14 protein-coding genes are annotated in these 17653 nt (G+C 52.4%); all 14 read left to right on the top strand.

Going from position 1 to position 17653, the window contains the following annotated elements:
- Nucleotides 1-48 precede the first annotated feature (48 nt).
- On the top strand, nt 49-1074 hold the full coding sequence (locus XX99_RS23290) for a hypothetical protein (protein ID WP_156186177.1): 1026 nt from the start codon (nt 49-51) through the stop codon (nt 1072-1074).
- Nucleotides 1075-1147: 73 nt separating this feature from the next.
- Entirely contained in the window at nt 1148-2176 is a 1029-nt protein-coding gene (locus XX99_RS23285) for a glycosyltransferase family 2 protein (RefSeq protein ID WP_050061827.1), read from the top strand.
- 96 nt (nt 2177-2272) lie between these two features.
- Complete coding sequence (locus XX99_RS23280) at nt 2273-3319, top strand: glycosyltransferase family 2 protein (RefSeq protein ID WP_050061826.1); 1047 nt, start codon at nt 2273-2275, stop codon at nt 3317-3319.
- A 128-nt stretch (nt 3320-3447) separates the two neighbouring features.
- The gene (locus XX99_RS23275; RefSeq protein ID WP_050061825.1) at nt 3448-4755 is read left to right on the top strand and encodes a polysaccharide pyruvyl transferase family protein; all 1308 of its coding nucleotides are present in this window, start codon (nt 3448-3450) and stop codon (nt 4753-4755) included.
- Nucleotides 4756-4797: 42 nt separating this feature from the next.
- On the top strand, nt 4798-5331 hold the full coding sequence (rfbC, locus tag XX99_RS23270; RefSeq protein ID WP_050061824.1) for a dTDP-4-dehydrorhamnose 3,5-epimerase: 534 nt from the start codon (nt 4798-4800) through the stop codon (nt 5329-5331).
- Nucleotides 5328-6638 (top strand): DUF4910 domain-containing protein, encoded by a 1311-nt coding sequence (locus XX99_RS23265; RefSeq protein WP_050061823.1) that lies wholly within the window; start codon nt 5328-5330, stop codon nt 6636-6638. Before rfbC ends, XX99_RS23265 begins: the two co-directional genes overlap by 4 nt.
- Before the next feature lie 140 nt (nt 6639-6778).
- On the top strand, nt 6779-7900 hold the full coding sequence (locus XX99_RS23260) for an NAD-dependent epimerase/dehydratase family protein (protein WP_197081942.1): 1122 nt from the start codon (nt 6779-6781) through the stop codon (nt 7898-7900).
- A 38-nt stretch (nt 7901-7938) separates the two neighbouring features.
- Entirely contained in the window at nt 7939-9213 is a 1275-nt protein-coding gene (locus XX99_RS23255; protein ID WP_050061821.1) for a class I SAM-dependent methyltransferase, read from the top strand.
- Between the two features lie 13 nt (nt 9214-9226).
- The gene (locus XX99_RS23250; RefSeq protein ID WP_050061820.1) at nt 9227-10048 is read left to right on the top strand and encodes a sugar phosphate nucleotidyltransferase; all 822 of its coding nucleotides are present in this window, start codon (nt 9227-9229) and stop codon (nt 10046-10048) included.
- The gene (locus tag XX99_RS23245; protein WP_050061819.1) at nt 10045-10698 is read left to right on the top strand and encodes a PIG-L deacetylase family protein; all 654 of its coding nucleotides are present in this window, start codon (nt 10045-10047) and stop codon (nt 10696-10698) included. The genes XX99_RS23250 and XX99_RS23245 overlap by 4 nt, the downstream gene beginning before the upstream one ends.
- A 54-nt stretch (nt 10699-10752) precedes the next feature.
- The gene (locus XX99_RS23240) at nt 10753-12228 is read left to right on the top strand and encodes a lipopolysaccharide biosynthesis protein (protein ID WP_050061818.1); all 1476 of its coding nucleotides are present in this window, start codon (nt 10753-10755) and stop codon (nt 12226-12228) included.
- Between the two features lie 185 nt (nt 12229-12413).
- Nucleotides 12414-13748, top strand: coding sequence for a CheR family methyltransferase (locus XX99_RS23235; protein WP_050061817.1), 1335 nt, complete (start codon nt 12414-12416; stop codon nt 13746-13748).
- A complete protein-coding gene (locus XX99_RS23230) occupies nt 13727-14698 on the top strand; it encodes an NAD-dependent epimerase/dehydratase family protein (protein WP_197081941.1) in 972 nt (323 codons plus the stop codon). The genes XX99_RS23235 and XX99_RS23230 overlap by 22 nt, the downstream gene beginning before the upstream one ends.
- A 236-nt stretch (nt 14699-14934) precedes the next feature.
- Nucleotides 14935-17653: IPT/TIG domain-containing protein (locus XX99_RS23225; protein ID WP_197081940.1), on the top strand; the 2719-nt coding region annotated here is incomplete at its 3' end.

Raw genomic sequence — 17653 nt, 5'->3', positions numbered from 1 at the left:
TTCGTGCTCTGCGCGGTCTCGACCTTCGCAACGTTTTCTCTGCAGTGGATGGAGACGCAAGCGCTAATCAAGGGCTCCGGAAATCTTCTCGACGCTTTGGGCGGATATTTTGTTCTGAGATTTCTTGTTCGAGACAAGCAGGATGCGGAGAGAGTGATCAAGGTCCTCGCCGTCGTTGCCTTGTTTCTCGGATTGTGCATGGTCAACGAGCGGATTACTCGCCGGAATATTTTCGGCCTGTTAGGCGGCGTTCCGTTCGAGGCAGTTGTACGTGATGGTAAGCCGCGTTCGACAGGGTCTTTCGAGGTCTATATCACTGCCGGTGTCTTCGGCGCCACGCTTCTGCCGCTTTTTATATCGTTGTGGTCCGAAACCAAAACCAGAACCATTGCCTTGGTTGGTATTTGCGGTGCGACTTTGATGACCCTTACATCCAACTCCAGCACCCCCCTTTTAGCTTATGTCGGTGGCATTGTGAGCCTTTGTTTCTGGCCACTGCGTAAGGGAATGCGTGCCTTCCGGTTGGGGCTTCTATTGGTCCTTGTCGCTCTGCATCTGACAATGAAAGCTCCAGTATGGTCGCTGATCGCACGGGTGGACTTGACTGGTTCTTCGTCCGGATATCAGCGTTATCTCCTCATCGATAACTGCATAAGGCATTTCAGTGACTGGTGGCTCATTGGAGCAAAAGACTACAGCAACTGGGGCAATGACATGTGGGATCTGTCGGATCAATATGTCGCGGCGGCCGTAACAGGCGGGCTGGCAACCTTGGTGACGTTCATCTTGGTCATTTCGCGAAGCTTTGGACGACTGGGGACCGCCAGGAAGTTCGCCGAAGGTAGTCGAAAACAGGAGTGGTTCCTATGGTGCCTCTGCGCCGCGGTCCTTTCTCATGTGGTAGCGTACTTCGGCATCGGATACTTCGATCAGATGCAACTGGCCTGGTATTCGCTTCTGGCCATTATCTGTGTCTACAGGCCTGTCAGGAGTAAATCGCCGGCGAAAGTCGCTCCGTTCGAGGAAGCCGATACCGCTGCCTTCTCCGCGCCTGTTTACGCCCAGAGTGTCTGACCCTTTCAGACCCGCGGCCCATCAATCCGTCTTATGTCACTCGTAATGCGAACGGCTCTTTAAGACATCGCAAATGACACCATCTATCTCTGTCGTGATACCGGTTTATAACCGCTTCGACCTCTTGAAGTATTCGGTCGAGAGCGTGTTGTCCCAGACGTTGCTGGTTTCTGAAGTCATTCTGGTAGATGACGGTTCATTTGACGGTACCTCGCACCTGCTTCCGGCCTACATCGATGAAAACCCAACATGGCGAGAGCGTGTGCGGTATTTCCGTCAGGAGAATCAAGGACCGAACGTTGCGCGCAACCTGGGTATTGAACTCGCGAGGGGGGAATGGCTCGCCTTCAACGACAACGATGACATCTGGCTTCCACAGAAATTGGCATGGCAGTTTCGTGCGCTGGAACAATTCAAGAACGAGTGCAGTGCCTGCATTACAGACGCCTGGTTCATGAACAACCCTTACATGAAGATGACTCTCTTCCAGCTTTCGGGTAAAGAGCATCGCGAGAGCATCGGTCTGATTTCGGATCCTCTTGAATACATGCTGAACATAAAGTCCGTAACGGGCACCCATCCGGTGTGGCTCCAAAATCTGGTGGTGCGAACGGAATTGGCGCGTCGCGCAGGTGGATTCGATCCGGCGCTTCGTTTTGGCGACGACGATGATTTTGCTTTTCGCGTAGGCTGTGAGACGAAATTGGCATTTGTGAATATACCCATGGTTTTGATCGACCGGACGATCCGGGAAGATCGGCATGTGGGAGCAAGCAAAAACTGGGATGACGCGGATTTCCGTCTTCGAATGGCTCAACATCGCATGGAAAAAAGACTCGATATGCGCGAACGTCTGCCGCGCACCGTTCAGAAACTCGTTCGCCGGGATCTGGCGGCCGTCTATAGCGGATGGGCGAACTGGTTCCTGCAGAAAAATCAAAATGAGAAGGCACGTGCAGCGGTATCACGGGCCGCCCGGCTATACCCGAGCCCAAATCTCGCAGTGAAGTGGGCCCTGACCAGGTTTGCCCCTGAGTTAGCCAGAAAAGCAGCTAGCGCGCGCGAGGACCATAGAAATCGTAAGGCCTTTGGGCTCGGTTAAAAAGCGCGGAACCCTGCTAGATGGCCAGTTCCCATCCACCCCAGTCGGGGCGAGCAGCACCGCATCGTATAGATGAGCCGAAACAACGGAGCCACGATGGAATCAAGATCGCAACCTCTAGTTAGCGTAATCACTCCCGTATATAACAACGCGGGCGATCTCGCTGAATGCATCGAGAGCGTTCTGGCTCAAACATACTCGAATTGGGAATATAAGATTATCAACAACTGCAGTACGGATGGTTCACGGGAAATCGCGCACAGCTATGCTGCGAAAGATACGCGAATCAAGGTTATTGATAATCAGGAATTTTTAAAGGCTGTGGCCAACCATAACCACTCGCTACTCCAGATCGCGCCCGACAGTAAATATTGCAAGTTTGTTTTCGCCGACGATTGGATCTTCCCGGAGTGCTTAGAGCAAATGGTATCGGTTGCTGAGGAGCATCCGACAGTCGGAATTGTGGGGGCGTACGGTCTGCAGGAGGTAGGAGAGCGCGGCATAAAAGAATATGAAGTTGTATGGGGCGGACTGCCATACCCCAGCCGGCTCCTCTCCGGGCGCGATGTTTGCCGCCGTCTTCTTTTTGAAAAACTGTACGTGTTCGGCACTTCAACCTCGGTCCTTTATCGCTCCGACCTCGTTAGAAGCAGGCATCCCTTCTTCAATGAGGCCAATCTTCATGCCGATATGGAGGTCGCAGTTGAACTCCTGAAGGCGACAGATTTTAGCTTTATCCATCAGATCCTGACTTTTAAGAGGTGGCGTTCGGTGTCGCTAGGCACCTTCACGGCCGACATGTATACCACGCTCGCCGGCCATCTCCACTGCCTTGCGGCTCACGGTCGAGGCTTTCTCTCGGAACAGGAGTTTGAAGCTTGTTTAGAGCTTCGTATTTCTGAGTACTACAATTTTCTAGGCGTGAGCCTTCTACGGGGGCGCCGCGATGGGGCATTTTGGGACTATCACAGGAGTCAATTGATAAACGCAGGTGTCGGCTTTAGTCGGGCTCGTTTGGCAAAAGCAATATTCACAAGACTCTGCAAAGCCATGCTGAACCCACCCGAGACAATGCAAAAGTTGATGAAAAATAGAAACGCCCCAGAGCAGAGGTTGAGCAGCCAAAGCGCGGGCAGCGTTTGATTTCAAATTCGAGCTGGTCGCGTGTAATACAGCGAGCTTGTGGCCTATCTCACCCGCTATCGAGCCGCAGGACACATTCTCAACTCCGAGGAGAAATCGGGTGCATTTCCGGCACACGAGCCGAACATATGGCGCGCAAAGATCCAGGTTGGGAAAGCCAGAGTGTAAGCGGAGGCAAAGACAAACGGCCAAAGATCTTTTTGTTTGGGCATTTTGGCGCAGGCAACTTTGGGAACGAGAGCACGCTTCAAGCAATTCTCTATCGCATTCGTGATATCGTGCCGAACGCGAGAATCACATGCATATGCACGATGCCCGAATTAGTTGCAGCGACCTATGGCATATCGGCTGTATCTATCACTGCCGCCGCAGAGAGAGAAAGAGAATTTCGCAATCCGACAATTGCCTTTGTAATAAGACACGCTCTTCGCATCTCTCGGGAGCCTTTTCGATGGTTCAAGGCAATGGCTACACTCCGGGGCGCCGATATGTTGATTATTCCTGGAACGGGCCTTCTGACCGATGCCTATGGCCTCTTCGGATGGGGTCCCTACAACTTATTCAAATGGACGATCGCTGCGAAGCTGCGCGGATGCAACGTGTCCTTTGTAAGCGTCGGAGCGGGACCGATATTTGGAGCAGCAGGAAAGTGGCTTATTAAAGGAGCGCTCACCGTCGCCGACTTCCGCTCTTACCGCGATAATTCATCGATGCAACAGCTGAAATCAAGCGGCTTTTCAGGACGAAGTGACCGTGTCTACCCAGACTTGGTGTTTGGCCTGCCTGAGGATCTATTGCCACAGGACGAAGTCCCGACTGGCGGCCGGCCGGTTATTGCTCTCGGCGTGATGCTGGTCGAGGGACGATACAGCGTTGATGAGTCGGCGGTCTATCGTGCTTATTTAGAGATGCTGGCGAGCTTTATTCAATGGTCGCTCGGCCGTGGTTGGGACATTAGATTGCTCATCGGCGATGTTGCCGACGAACAAGCGACACAGGAACTCCGATCCTTGCTGAGAGAGCGCTCGGAGACTTACGACGAAAGGCGGCTCGTTGATAACGCGGTGACATCCGTTGAAAGTCTACTGACTCAACTTGCGAAGGCCGACGTCGCCGTCGTTACGCGGTTTCACAATATTTTATTTTCGATTCTTCTCAACAAGCCCGTGATATCAATGTCGTTCCATCACAAGTGTGTGTCGTTGATGCGGCAAATGGGATTATCCGAATACTGTCAAAGCATTAACAGCTTGGATGTCGACAGCCTGATTGGTATGTTCTGCGAGCTCGAAAAGAACAAACAAAGCTTAAAGACATTGATGCGACAGAGAACGGATGCCTGCCGCAGGGACTTGGATGAGCAATACGATTTAGTTTTTCAGGCATTGGAAATCAACGGTTATGTTCCAGAGTGTCTGAACAGACTTCCTCAATGAGGTCTGCAATCGATCACGCCTCAACTTCCTGCTCGATCAAATATGCTCTTTCACAAAACTAAGTTGCCAAAGGTATTTGAAATTGAACCCGAGCCCCACCATGACGACCGCGGTTTCTTTGCCCGCATCTGGTGCGAGAAAGAAATCGAAGTTCACGGCCTCAATCCGAAGCTCGTACAATGCAGCATCTCGTTCAATTCCCGCAAAGGGACTCTGCGAGGGATGCATTTCCAGGCGGAGCCATATGCTGAGAGCAAAATCGTACGCTGTACGAGTGGAGCGATTTACGACGTTGTGATCGATCTGCGCCCAAAATCGCCGACGTTCAGGCAATGGATAGCAGTGATCTTATCGGCTCGCAACCATCGAATGATCTACGTGCCGGAGGGATGCGGACACGGATTTCTGACTCTAGAAGATCAGACCGAGGTCGTTTATCAGATGTCAGAATTCTACAATCCCGAATCTTCCCGGGGAACGCGGTGGAATGACCCAGCCTTTCAGATAGCTTGGCCGGAAGCAGTCGAAGTCATTTCAGAACGGGACCAGACATATCCAAACTTTTATACAGTGTGAGCGCTCTGAAGCAACCAGATAGCAAAAATGTTAGTAAGATCGGTGAAGAATTGCATCGTTTCGCTGCGGATCTCTACCCAATCTGTCGCAGCATAACGGGCGATGGAATCCGTCAGACGCTGACAATGATCCAGGAGCGAATTCCTCTATGCATCCACAAGGTGCCCACAGGTATTTCGGTCTTCGATTGGCAGGTTCCTAAAGAGTGGAACATCCGTGATGCTTATATCAAGGGGCCCAGCGGAGAGCGCATCGTCGATTTCCAGAAATGCAATTTGCATGTGATGAGTTACAGCACGCCGATCCACGCAACGCTGCCTCTCAATGAGATCAGTCCGCATCTTTTCACGATACCTGAGCATCCCGAGTTGATCCCCTATCGTACGTCCTACTACAAGGAAGATTGGGGATTTTGTCTCTCCCACAATCAGATGTTGACCCTCGGGGATGGTGACTACGAAGTATGTATCGACTCAACACTCGAAAACGGCCATCTGACATACGGAGAATGCTATTTGGCCGGGCGCTCTTCAGAAGAGGTCTTGATCTCATGTCATGCATGTCACCCATCCTTGGCGAATGACAATCTTTCAGGGCTGGCGGTAGCGACATTTCTGGCTCGGCAATTGTCGAGAAGCGATCTCCGCTATTCGTACAGATTTCTGTTTCTGCCCGGAACGATCGGGGCCATCACTTGGCTTGCACAAAATCGTGAGGATGTAAGACGAATCCGCCATGGTCTCGTACTGACGTGTGTAGGAGACGCAGGTGGATTCCACTATAAGAAGAGCCGTCAAGGAAATGCCGAGATCGATCGCGCTGTAGCATGCGTGCTTAGAGATAGTGCTGAGCCTTCCGAGATTCTAGAGTTCTCGCCCTACGGCTATGACGAGCGGCAGTACTGCTCGCCTGGCTTCAATCTTCCCGTGGGCTGCCTGATGAGAAGCGTCTGGGGAACCTTTCCTGAATATCACACCTCTGCTGATAACCTCGATTTCATTCAGCCAGAATCATTGGCTGGCTCCCTTCATGCATGCTTGGCGATTGTGGATGTTCTAGAGAACAATGGCAGGTACATCAATCAGAATCCCTACTGCGAACCGCAGCTCGGAAAGCGAAATCTTTATAGGTCTACGGGTGGAAATTCGATCAGTACAGAGATTAATGCCAAGCTCTGGACACTCAATCTGTCTGATGGAGAGCATTCACTGCTGGATATTGCAGAGCGGTCCGGCATTGCATTCTCGGCCATACGTGACTCCGCACAGGTATTAAGTGAAGCCGGCCTGCTGTCTCCGCTTCCATAGAACGGCATAAGTTGAGATCACAGTTTTTGGAATAGCGCGTTAGAGCTGGTAAGAGCCGCAAAGCAATCCGTCATTCCCAGTCCATGTTGTCATCGCACTACCGATCATTTCTTCCCACGGGAACGTTTATTCGCGACTAGATGCGTGTTGAAACGTTCGCAAGAAAATATATCTGTTTGCCCTATCGACCAATTTTAAAGAGGAAATCTATGAGAGTATTACTGACTGGCCATAAAGGATATATCGGTGCCGTCGCCGGGCCCATATTGCTCGCCGCTGGGCATCAGGTGGTTGGCCTTGACACCGACCTATATGACGGTTGTGATTTTGGGACCGACTCACAAAAGATTCCAGAGGTTCGCAAAGATATCCGTGATCTGCGGCGCTCTGATCTGGAGGGCTTCGATGCGGTCGTACATTTGGCTGCGCTGTCGAATGACCCGTTGGGAAATCTCAATGCTCAACTCACTTACGACATCAATCACCTAGCCTCGGTGCAATTGGCCAGACTCGCGAAAGACGCCGGAGTCTCGCGTTTTGTTTTCTCGTCCTCTTGCAGTACATATGGGGCCGCAGGCGATGATTTTTTGGATGAAACCTCCGACCTGCATCCTGTCACTCCGTACGGAGAATCGAAGGTCTTTGCCGAGCGGGACATCGCATCGATCGCTGACGACAATTTTTCGCCGACTTATCTGCGTAACGCTACTGCGTACGGCGTGTCAGCGAGACTGCGGCTCGATATCGTGTTGAATGACCTGGTCGCATCGGCTTATACGACAGGACGAATTTACATCAAAAGCGATGGTACTCCCTGGCGTCCTATAGTTCATATCCGTGACATTAGCGCGGCCGTTGTCGCGGTACTTGATGCACCACTCGAGACGATTCATAACCAAACCTTTAACGTCGGCAGGAATGAAGAGAACTTTCGCATCAGCGAACTCGCGGATATTGTTGCCAAAGTGGTTCCGGATTGCCGCGTAGAATATGCCCCTGGCGGCAGTCCAGATCTGCGTTGCTACCGGGCTTGCTTTGACAAGATTGCTCGCATGGTGCCTGGGTTTCGACCCCAGTGGACGGCTCTCAAAGGCGCCCAGGAGCTCTATGAAGCATATCGCGCCGCGAAGCTCTCTCTTGTAGACCTCAAAACGGGCCGCTACACGCGGATCGCGCAGATACAGAGATTGATGAGCGAAAATCTGCTGGATAGCTGGCTGCAGTGGACCACCGAGCATGTTCAGACAGCAGTTGTCGCCTAAATTTCCACCAGCATCTTACGAGAAAACGGACACTATCTATGGCCACAATCACATTACCTGCGGAAACTAAACAAGATGCAGTCAGCGTCAAGCGCTGCCGCTTTTGCGGCGCCAATGTACAACACACATTCGTGGATTTGGGTATGTCTCCCCTCTGCGAAACATATCCGTCCCGGACTGAATTGAATCACGGCGAGACCTACTACCCGCTCCACGTTTATGTGTGCGATACGTGTTTTCTCGTACAGTTGGAGGAATACGAACGGGCGGAAAACATCTTCAGCGATTACGCATACTTCTCGTCATATTCAGATTCCTGGCTTAGGCATGCAAAGAGCTATTGCGAGAATATGAGATCTCGCTTCGGTTTGGGCGAAGACAGCTTTGTAGTCGAGGTAGCGAGCAACGACGGATACCTCCTGCAATATTTCGTTCAACATAACATACCGGTGCTGGGCATTGAGCCCGCCGCGAACGTGGCCAAAGTAGCTGTAGAGAAGGGTGTTCCCACGCTCGTGAGTTTTTTTGGGACGCGCCTGGCTGAAGAGTTAGTGAGAGAGGAGCAGAGCGCCGACCTGGTTCTCGGCAACAATGTTCTCGCACAGGTTCCGGATCTGAATGATTTCGTAGAAGGATTGAAGGTTCTCCTGAAGCCGGAAGGTGTGCTCACGCTCGAATTTCCCCATCTGTTGAAACTGATCGAGAAGAACGAGTTCGACACCATTTATCACGAACATTTCTCCTATTTCTCCATGCTGACCACGGTTCGGATCATGGAGGCTCACGGCCTCAAGGTATTTGACGTGGAGGAGCTGCCATCGCACGGTGGCTCCCTGCGTGTGTTCGCGTGTCGCGCGGGTTCGAATAACCATCCTACGGCGCCAAATGTGGCGCGCGTGATTGAGGACGAGGAAAAAGCTGGCCTCGATTCGGTAGGTGGTTATGAGAGGTTTGCCCGCGAGGTGAAGGATACCAAGCTGGCGTTAGTAGATTTCTTAGTCAAAGCGGCTCGCGAGGGAAAGTCCGTGGCAGGCTACGGGGCGCCGGGCAAGAGCGCAACGCTGCTGCATTATTGCGGAATCGGAAGAGATCTAATTGAGTACACAGTTGATCGAAGCCCTTATAAGCAAGGACGCTTCCTGCCTGGCACACACATTCCGATCCACCATCCAGACCGAATTCGTGAGACCAAGCCTGAGTATGTAGTGATTCTGCCCTGGAATTTAAAGGACGAAATCATAAAGCAACTGGAGTTCATTCGAGAGTGGGGAGGCAGCTTTGTCGTGCCGATTCCCAAAGTGACGATTTGCTGAGAGGAGGGTTGCTATGAAAGTAGTTTTGTTTTGCGGCGGATCCGGCATGCGGCTCCGCGGATATTCAGACGATGTCCCCAAGCCTATGGTGACGATAGGCACACGGCCGATCCTCTGGCACCTTATGAAGTACTACGCGCACTTTGGCCATAAGGACTTCATTATCTGCCTCGGATATAAGGGCAACGTTATTAAGGACTATTTCCTACATTACGACGAGTCGGTGTCCAACGATTTTGTCTGGTCTCAAGGCGGAAGAAATGTAAAGTTTTTAAATCGCGATATTGATGACTGGACAATCACCTTTGTGGAGACAGGCGCTAATGCCAACATAGGCCAACGTTTCAGGGCAATAGAGCCCTATGTTCGGGGCGAGGAAGTATTTCTCGCGAACTATGGGGATGGATTGAGTGATGTCCAACTTCCCGCCATGATCGATACCTTCGAACGCAGCGGCGCCATCGCTTCTTTACTGCTGGTGCAGCCGCCCGGAAGCTTCGACATCGTTCACACTGGTGTTGAAGGAATGGTGAAAGAAATTTGTCCGCTTACCAGCACCGATATGTGGATCAACGGTGGTTTTTTTGTCATGCGGAACGAGGTTTTCAGTCACATTGAACAGGGCGAAGAGCTCGTGCGCGAGCCATTTCAGCGTCTGATCGACAAACAGGCTTTACTGGCCTACAAGTACAGCGGCTTCTGGCAATGCATGGACACCTTCAAAGACAAGCAACGTCTTGAGGAGTTAAATGTCAGTACTGCGCCGTGGAAGGTCTGGAACAGAAACACCAACGGTCACTCAAATCGCTTGGAGTTGGTAGCGGCCGGCCTATGATTCAGTTGAACCTGGAGGCCGAAAAGAGTAGGCCGCTGCAAATATTGTGTCTGGGATGTCACTCAGATGATATCGAGATTGGTTGCGGAGGATCGATTCTTCGCCTTGCCAAGAAATATCCGGATTGTGAGTTTCATTGGGTGGTGTTCAGCGCTCTTGGAACTCGTGAATCCGAGGCAAAACATGCCGCGGAATTGTTCGTCCCTACGGCGCAGTTGAAAGGTCCTTTGCTGAAAAGTTTCCCCGACGGGTTTATGCCGTATGTGGGCGCCGAAGTGAAGTCAGTGTTTGAAGAGTTGAAACAGAAAATCTCACCAGGTCTCGTCTTCACGCACAATCGAAAGGATGCGCATCAAGACCATCGACTTATCGCGGAACTGACTTGGAACACATTTCGAGATCATTTGATTTTGGAGTATGAAATTCCAAAATATGACGGCGACATGGGACAACCGAGTGTGTTTGTGCCTTTGGAGATGGAAACCTGCCATAAAAAAGTCAGTTTTCTTATGGAAGCCTTTCAGTCACAGCGTCAGAAGCGATGGTTTCAGCCGGAGACATTTCTTTCTCTCATGAGGCTGCGGGGGATGGAGTGCAATTCCTCCAGCGGTTATGCAGAGGCGTTTTATTGCCGCAAGCTGGTGATGTGAGTAAGAGCAGCAGAACCCAATCAGTTGAAATCCCGCCATACCTCAAGAACGTCCATGAAAAATCTGAAAGAGAAGACAATCCGCGGAGGTATTGCGAGGCTCAGTGCTCAGGCAGCGAATTTTGCTCTTCGCTTGGGCTCGCTCATGATTCTGGCTCGGCTTTTAGGACCGAAAGACTTCGGCTTGGTGGGCATGGTCACTGCCTTCACGGGAATTTTGACGCTCTTCCGTGATTTCGGATTATCCGCGGCCGCAGTTCAGCGAATAGACGTCACCGACGAGCAGATCTCAACGCTCTTCTGGATCAACATTCTTGTCGGAGCAATTCTTGCAGTTTTGACTGCAGCGGCAGCGCCGGCGATCGCTGCTTTTTATCACGAGCCGAGACTGCTTGCTGTAACGGCTGTCCTGGCGCTAGGTTTTGTTTTCAATGCAGCCGGCATACAACATTCCGTACTTCTTCAACGCCAAATGCGTTTTACCGCTTTGGCCGTGATCGGCGTAGTCTCCCTGATTCTGAGTACCGCAATTGGTATTGGCGGTGCGAAGGCAGGTTACGGTTATTGGTCCCTCGTTGCAATGACAGTCTCTCTTCCGCTTACCGCAACTATTCTTTTTTGGATAATTACAGGTTGGCTTCCAGGCATTCCCCGCAAACAGACCGGGATTCGCTCCATGTTGCGCTTTGGTGGCACACTCACGCTGAATGGCTTGGTCGCATATCTAGCTTATAACTCCGAAAAAATACTCATAGGACGTTTCTGGGGCGCCGGCGCAATCGGGATCTATGGAAGGGCATACCAGCTCATCAACATCCCAACGGATAATCTAAATTCAGCCGTGGGCGAGGTCGCGTTTTCGGCGTTGTCACGAGTCCAGGATGATCCGGGCCGTTTCAAGAGCTACTTTCTTAAGGGTTACTCTTTGGTTGTAGGCATGACCCTGCCGATCACGATGGCTTGCGCTCTCTTTGCCGACGACTTGATCCTCGTTGTTCTTGGGCCAAAATGGAAAGATGCGATTCCAATTTTTCGACTGCTGGCTCCCACAATTGTAATTTTCGCCGTGATCAACCCATTGGGATGGCTGCTCACTTCATTAGGGATGGTCACGCGTGGTTTGAGAATTGCTTTGGTCTTCGCGCCTGTGATGATTGCAGGCTACGTGATGGGATTACCCTATGGACCGAAAGGTGTGGCCTTCGCATATTCAGGTGTGATGGCGCTTTGGGCCATCCCACTCATCGCATGGTGCGTTCGAGGCACGGTCATTACCCTCCGGGATATTTTGCTTGCGGTGACCGGTCCGCTTGCGTCCGCCATTGTGGCCGGATGCGTCTCCTTCGGCGCGCGGTTAGCTATCGGCCAATTACTCTCTCCTTTGACGCGATTGGTGCTTGAGTGCATCCTTCTCCTCGCCACCTACGCGGGGATGCTGTTATTCGTGCCAGGCCAGAGGTCCCTTTACTGGAATCTTTTCCGCGGGCTGAAAAAGTCTTCTCCCGTCGAAGAGGGAAGCCTGGTCAGCTAGTTCGAGAAATACTTTCCAGGCGAGAGCAGCAATCAGAACCGCTCGGCTATCTACAAGTCCTGATTTCATACAGGCCCATTCACCCGGCCGAAGAAAGCGATGTTATGCGAAACGCACCGAGCAACGAGTCAACGCCGTACACATACACGCGTCCAACTTCAGCCACATTTACCGGGAAAGGTCTATTGGGGTATTCGTTCGGCCCACTGAATCAAAAAGATCTCGAAATCTATTACGTCGAGGTTGAAAAGGGTCACGATACTTTCATGGTGAGCAGAAAGATCGCGCGCACTTACTATGTTCTCGCCGGTAGCGGATATTTCACGATCGACAATCGCAAGTATGACGTCATCCCCGGCGTGCTTGTAGAGGTGCCTCCACAAGTTGAATACTGCTATTCGGGAAAGATGACACTGCTTATTCTTTCCAAGCCGCGCTGGTTCAGCGGCAACGACACGCATACCCGATGGAATCCGGATGTACTTGTTCGGGAAGGGCCTTACGGAGTCGATCACAGTTCGTGGACGACAAAGTTAGTGCGGGCCAAAATTCTAGGCAAGTCGCCGACCAGTTTTTTTCTTCGGCTGAATGAGCGATTGTGGCGTCGTCTACCGTCGTCACTCGCCGGACTGCGGCCGATGCTCTCGTACGGCGCACTTGTGAATACTTTGGCGCGGATGCATAGGGTTCGGGCACAGGCCCTTAGCACCTACTTTCTGCGCAATAGGCCAGAGCTAGAACAGATTCGGCGCCTGCTTGAAACGAAGGGCAAAGGAGAGACGTTGCGAGTCGCTGTTCTTGCCTGCAGCACCGGCGCCGCGGCCTATTCCGTGGCGTGGACGATACGGTCTGCGCGGCCAGATTTGAAGCTTATCCTGCATGCTGTAGATATCTCCAGGCAGGCCGTGGAATTTGCGGAACAGGGAGTCTACTCACGAACGCGTCCGGAATTGACCAATACGGATATTTTTGACCGCGTCCATGCTGCGGAGATGGATGAACTATTCCTCCAGAACGGAGACGTTGTGTCAGTCAAACCGTGGATCAAAGACGGGATCACCTGGCATGTCGGCGATGCCGGGGAGCCGGAAATGCTTGATATTCTCGGTCCTCAAGACATCGTCGTAGCGAACAATTTTATCTGCCATATGGATCCATTCGAAGCCGAAAACTGTTTACGCAACATTGCTCGAATGATAAATCCAGGTGGGCATCTTTTTGTCTCCGGAATCGACCTCGATGTTCGTGTAAAAGTCGCGCGCGATTTGAAGTGGCAACCTGTACAGGAGCTGCTCGAGGAGATTCATGATGGTGACTCCAGTTGTAAAGTGTGCTGGCCCTGTCATTATGGCGGCCTGGAGCCTCTGAATAAAAGGAGAGCGGATTGGAAAATCCGATACGCATCGGTGTTTCAAGTGGGATCCATTCCGCCTGCCCAGTCAATGAGGAATGACGAAAATGCGCAGATAACAGAGACACTGTATGACACGGAGCCAAATTGCCTGACACCTTCGAATTGATGGATCGGATTGCCCGTAGTTCCGTGCTGGTGACTGGCGGCAGCGGCTTCATTGGTACTCATCTCTGCCGGCGACTCGTGGCATGCCATGCCAACGTGCATGTGGTTTCTCGAGATGCTCACCGTGTAGATAGCAAAAATCTTCAGTGGTGGCAGGTCGATCTGGGTGATCCCGCCGCAGTGCGCCAGGTAATAAAGGCCACTCGTCCGCGAATAGTAATTCACCTGGCCAGTTACGTTGGCGGGGGTCGTAACTTAGATGTCGTATTACCCACCTTCCACAGCAATCTTGAGAGCACTGTTCATCTTCTGACGGCCGCAACCGAGGCAGGATGTCAGCGCATTGTGCTGGCAAATTCCTCGGAAGAGCCGCAGTATATCGATGACACCACCTTTCCTTGTTCCCCTTATACCGCGGCCAAATTGGCAGGCAGTATTTACGGGCGGATGTTTTACCAGTTATTTCAAACTCCGGTTGTTATGCCTCGTATTTTTATGACTTATGGTCCCAACCAGAAGGACATGCAGAAGTTGGTGCCATTTGTGATTTGCAAGCTCCTGTGTGGTGAGAGTCCAAAGCTCGGCAGTGGCCGGCGAAGAGCTGACTGGATTTATGTCGAGGATGTCGTCGATGGTTTGCTGCGAGCAGCAGTTATTCCCGGTATCGAGGGTAACGTTTTCGATCTTGGAACCACCATACTTACATCCGTTCGAGGGATCGTAGAGCAGATTGTGGAGATCGTGGACAACGGCGTTGAGCCGGCATTTGACATTCTGCCGGATCGTCCGTTTGAACAGGAACGCGCGGCTGACACGAGTTTCTTGTCGAGCAGGCTAGGGTATCAACCCAAAACCTCCCTGAAGGAAGGTCTTGAGGCCACAGTAGCCTGGTATCGCCGTCAGCTGGGCGCAATGGCACAGGACTCAGCACGAGAAGTCGCGGTCCGTTAGGGTCTCGCCAGTAAGTAAGAAAAATCGATTTCAACCTTCTTTTAGATTCCACACCTTCCTTGATCAGTGATTTCGTGTCGTGGGCGACTGATCGCAGCTTTGAAGCGGACTTGCAAGAAACGTTTGATACCAGGAAAACACTGGGCCGGATTTGGATGGTAAAAATGAAACATCATGCTACTGGCTGCGCTAAGATCTGCCTTCTGCTTTCAGTGCTATTTCACGTGTTTTTGGGCATGGGCCAAGTCTCCGTCCTGACCCAGCACAACGACAACGCGCGCACGGGGCAGAATCTGAATGAGACCATCCTGGACACGGCGAATGTGAATCAGAATAGTTTCGGAAAGCTGTTCTGGCGCACAGTTGATGGTTTCATCTATACCCAGCCTTTATATGTTCCAGGACTCACCATTCAAGGTGCAATCCACAATGTCGTCTTTGTAGCCACCGAGCACAATAGCGTCTATGCATTTGACGCCGACAACCCCAACGAACCGGCTCCCTTATGGCAAGTGAACCTAGGCACGCCCGTTCCCATGCAGGATATCTGCATCATCACGAACGACACCAATCCCGCTGATTGCCCTTACTACGACATCAGCCCTGAGATCGGAATTACCAGCACTCCTGCGATCGACCCTGTCGCGGGAATTATCTATGTAGTGACCAGAACCAAGAACACCAATAATGGTACTTATCACGATTACATTCATGCATTGGACCTGACGACTGGAACCGAAGAGCTTGGAGGCCCGGTCGAGATTGTAGGGCAGGTAAATGGAACCGGTACAGCCAACCAAGGCGGCGTGGTCACATTCGATCCGACCTATCATCATCAGAGGCCGTCATTGCTTCTTGATAATGGTGTTCTCTATCTTGCCTTCGGTTCGGTGGGGGACATTGGTGTCTGGCACGGGTGGGTGATGAGCTACAACGCCACCACTCTGCAGCAAGAAGCAATATTTAATGTCACGCCGAACGGAGATGACGGAGGTATCTGGTCTTGCGGGCAGGGCTTGGTTGCCGACGCCGCAGGTAACGTCTATACGATGACTGGCAATGGCGACTTCACTGCAAATGTCGCCGGCGGTATCGACTACGGCGACGCCTTTGTGAAGTTTAGCGGACCATCTTTAGCTGTGTCCGATTATTTCACTCCGTCCAACCAAGCGACATTGAATGCGGATAATACCGATCTGGGTGCTGGCGGTCCCATGCTGATGCCTGGAACTTCTCTGCTGGTGGGAATTGGAAAGGATGCGATTCTTCGCGTAGTTAACTCCGCTGACATGGGGCACTTCAATGCCAGCGTTGACAATGATGTTCAGGAGTTCACGGCAACCACTGGACCCTTTTTCAGCTCCCCAATTTATTGGGATAGCCCTAACAACGGACCTGTCATATATATCTGGGGACCGAACGATTTTTTGAAAGCTTACCAGTTCACCGGATCCTTATTTAATACAACTCCCATTTCCGAAAGTACGATCCAGAACTCTGCGGGATTCTCAAATGCGGCGGCGCTCTCTCTTTCGGCTAACCAAAGCCAGACTGGTTCGGGCATCGTGTGGTCGACAGCGTCGCTCCTGGGAAGAGCCACCGGCGTTCCCGTTCCCGGCGTACTAAGAGCCTTCGATGCAACAAATCTAGCGACGGAGTTGTGGGACAGCACACAAAATGCGACCCGCGACAACGTGGGCAGTTACGCTAAGTTCAATCCGCCTACGATTGCGAATGGAAAAGTGTACGTGGCTTCATTTTCCGGTCAGTTACAGGTTTACGGCCTGAATCCGCCGGTCCCCCAGGGCATTCAGTTCGTTCAGGTGGCATCTGCCACCCCCCAGTCCACCACGGAGTCGGTCCCCGTGGCCTATACTTCAGCGCAAACAGCCGACGATCTGAATGTTGTAATCGTAGGCTGGAACGATACTGTCGCCGCTGTGCAGTCCGTCACCGATTCCGCGGGAAATACCTATGCCTTGGCGAGTGGCCCGGTTACAGGCATAGGTCTGAGCCAATCGATCTACTACGCCAAGAACATCGTCGGCAGCAGCTCCAATGCGGTGACGGTCACCTTCAATGAAGCGGCAACGAAGCCCGATGTACGCATTCTTGAATACAGCGGAGTATCTACTTCGAACCCGCTGGATGTCTCTGCTGGAGCCAGCGGAAACAGCAACATTGCTGACAGCGGTTTGGTTGCGACAAATGCCGCGAATGAGTTGATTCTGGGGGCCGATACGGTGAGCAGCAACACCACCATCATGGCCGGCGCGCCCTTCACGATCAGAACCATCACCTCCCCGGATTCAGATCTCGCTGCAGATCGTCTCGTAAACGTGCCTGGCAGTTATCACTCTTGGGCGCCTTTGAATGCATCTGGCAATTGGGTTATGCAGACTGTCACGTTCCGGGCCGCAGCTGCTAGTAACGTGCCCTTTCTGAGCGGCATAACTCCGAGTACCGGTCCATCGGCAGGCGGTACAGCTGTGACGATTACCGGACTGGATTTCGCCGTGGGAGCAACTGTAACGTTCGGCGGCTCGGCTGCGACGAACGTGGTGGTGGTGAACAGCACGACCATCACCGCGACGACACCGGCGGGCAGCGCTGGAACAGCAACCGTGACGGTGGCCAATAGCGGCGGCCAGAGCGGCAGCCTGCCTGCTGCGTTTACTTATGTAGGCCAGCCAACAGTGAGCAGCGTGAGTCCGAACAGCGGTTCAAACTCGGGCGGCACCGCTGTGACCATCACGGGAACGAACTTCGCGACGGGAGCAGCGGTGAAGTTCGGCACAGCGGCCGCAACGAACGTAGTGGTGGTCAACAGCACGACCATCACCGCGACCACGCCCGCAGGCAGCGCCGGAGCGTCGACAGTGACCGTGACCAATAGCGTGGGCTCGCAGAGCGGAAGCCTGGCCAGTGGCTTTACCTACGTGGTCCAACCAACGG

This window comes from Silvibacterium bohemicum, from assembly GCF_001006305.1.
In the GTDB taxonomy this organism is placed as follows: Bacteria; Acidobacteriota; Terriglobia; order Terriglobales; family Acidobacteriaceae; genus Silvibacterium; species Silvibacterium bohemicum.
The sequence above is the reverse complement of the archived record's forward strand: the minus strand, read 5'-3'. Positions and strand labels throughout refer to the sequence as shown.

What these genes read in the sequence shown, in the direction of transcription:
- XX99_RS23285 (WP_050061827.1), top strand. Translation starts at nt 1,148, where the DNA reads ATGACACCATCTATCTCTGTCGTGATACCGGTTTATAACCGCTTCGAC.
- XX99_RS23245 (WP_050061819.1), top strand. Translation starts at nt 10,045, where the DNA reads ATGATTCAGTTGAACCTGGAGGCCGAAAAGAGTAGGCCGCTGCAAATA.
- XX99_RS23240 (WP_050061818.1), top strand. Translation starts at nt 10,753, where the DNA reads ATGAAAAATCTGAAAGAGAAGACAATCCGCGGAGGTATTGCGAGGCTC.
- XX99_RS23275 (WP_050061825.1), top strand. Translation starts at nt 3,448, where the DNA reads ATGGCGCGCAAAGATCCAGGTTGGGAAAGCCAGAGTGTAAGCGGAGGC.
- rfbC (WP_050061824.1), top strand. Translation starts at nt 4,798, where the DNA reads ATGCTCTTTCACAAAACTAAGTTGCCAAAGGTATTTGAAATTGAACCC.
- XX99_RS23290 (WP_156186177.1), top strand. Translation starts at nt 49, where the DNA reads ATGGAGACGCAAGCGCTAATCAAGGGCTCCGGAAATCTTCTCGACGCT.
- XX99_RS23260 (WP_197081942.1), top strand. Translation starts at nt 6,779, where the DNA reads ATGCGTGTTGAAACGTTCGCAAGAAAATATATCTGTTTGCCCTATCGA.
- XX99_RS23250 (WP_050061820.1), top strand. Translation starts at nt 9,227, where the DNA reads ATGAAAGTAGTTTTGTTTTGCGGCGGATCCGGCATGCGGCTCCGCGGA.
- XX99_RS23280 (WP_050061826.1), top strand. Translation starts at nt 2,273, where the DNA reads ATGGAATCAAGATCGCAACCTCTAGTTAGCGTAATCACTCCCGTATAT.
- XX99_RS23255 (WP_050061821.1), top strand. Translation starts at nt 7,939, where the DNA reads ATGGCCACAATCACATTACCTGCGGAAACTAAACAAGATGCAGTCAGC.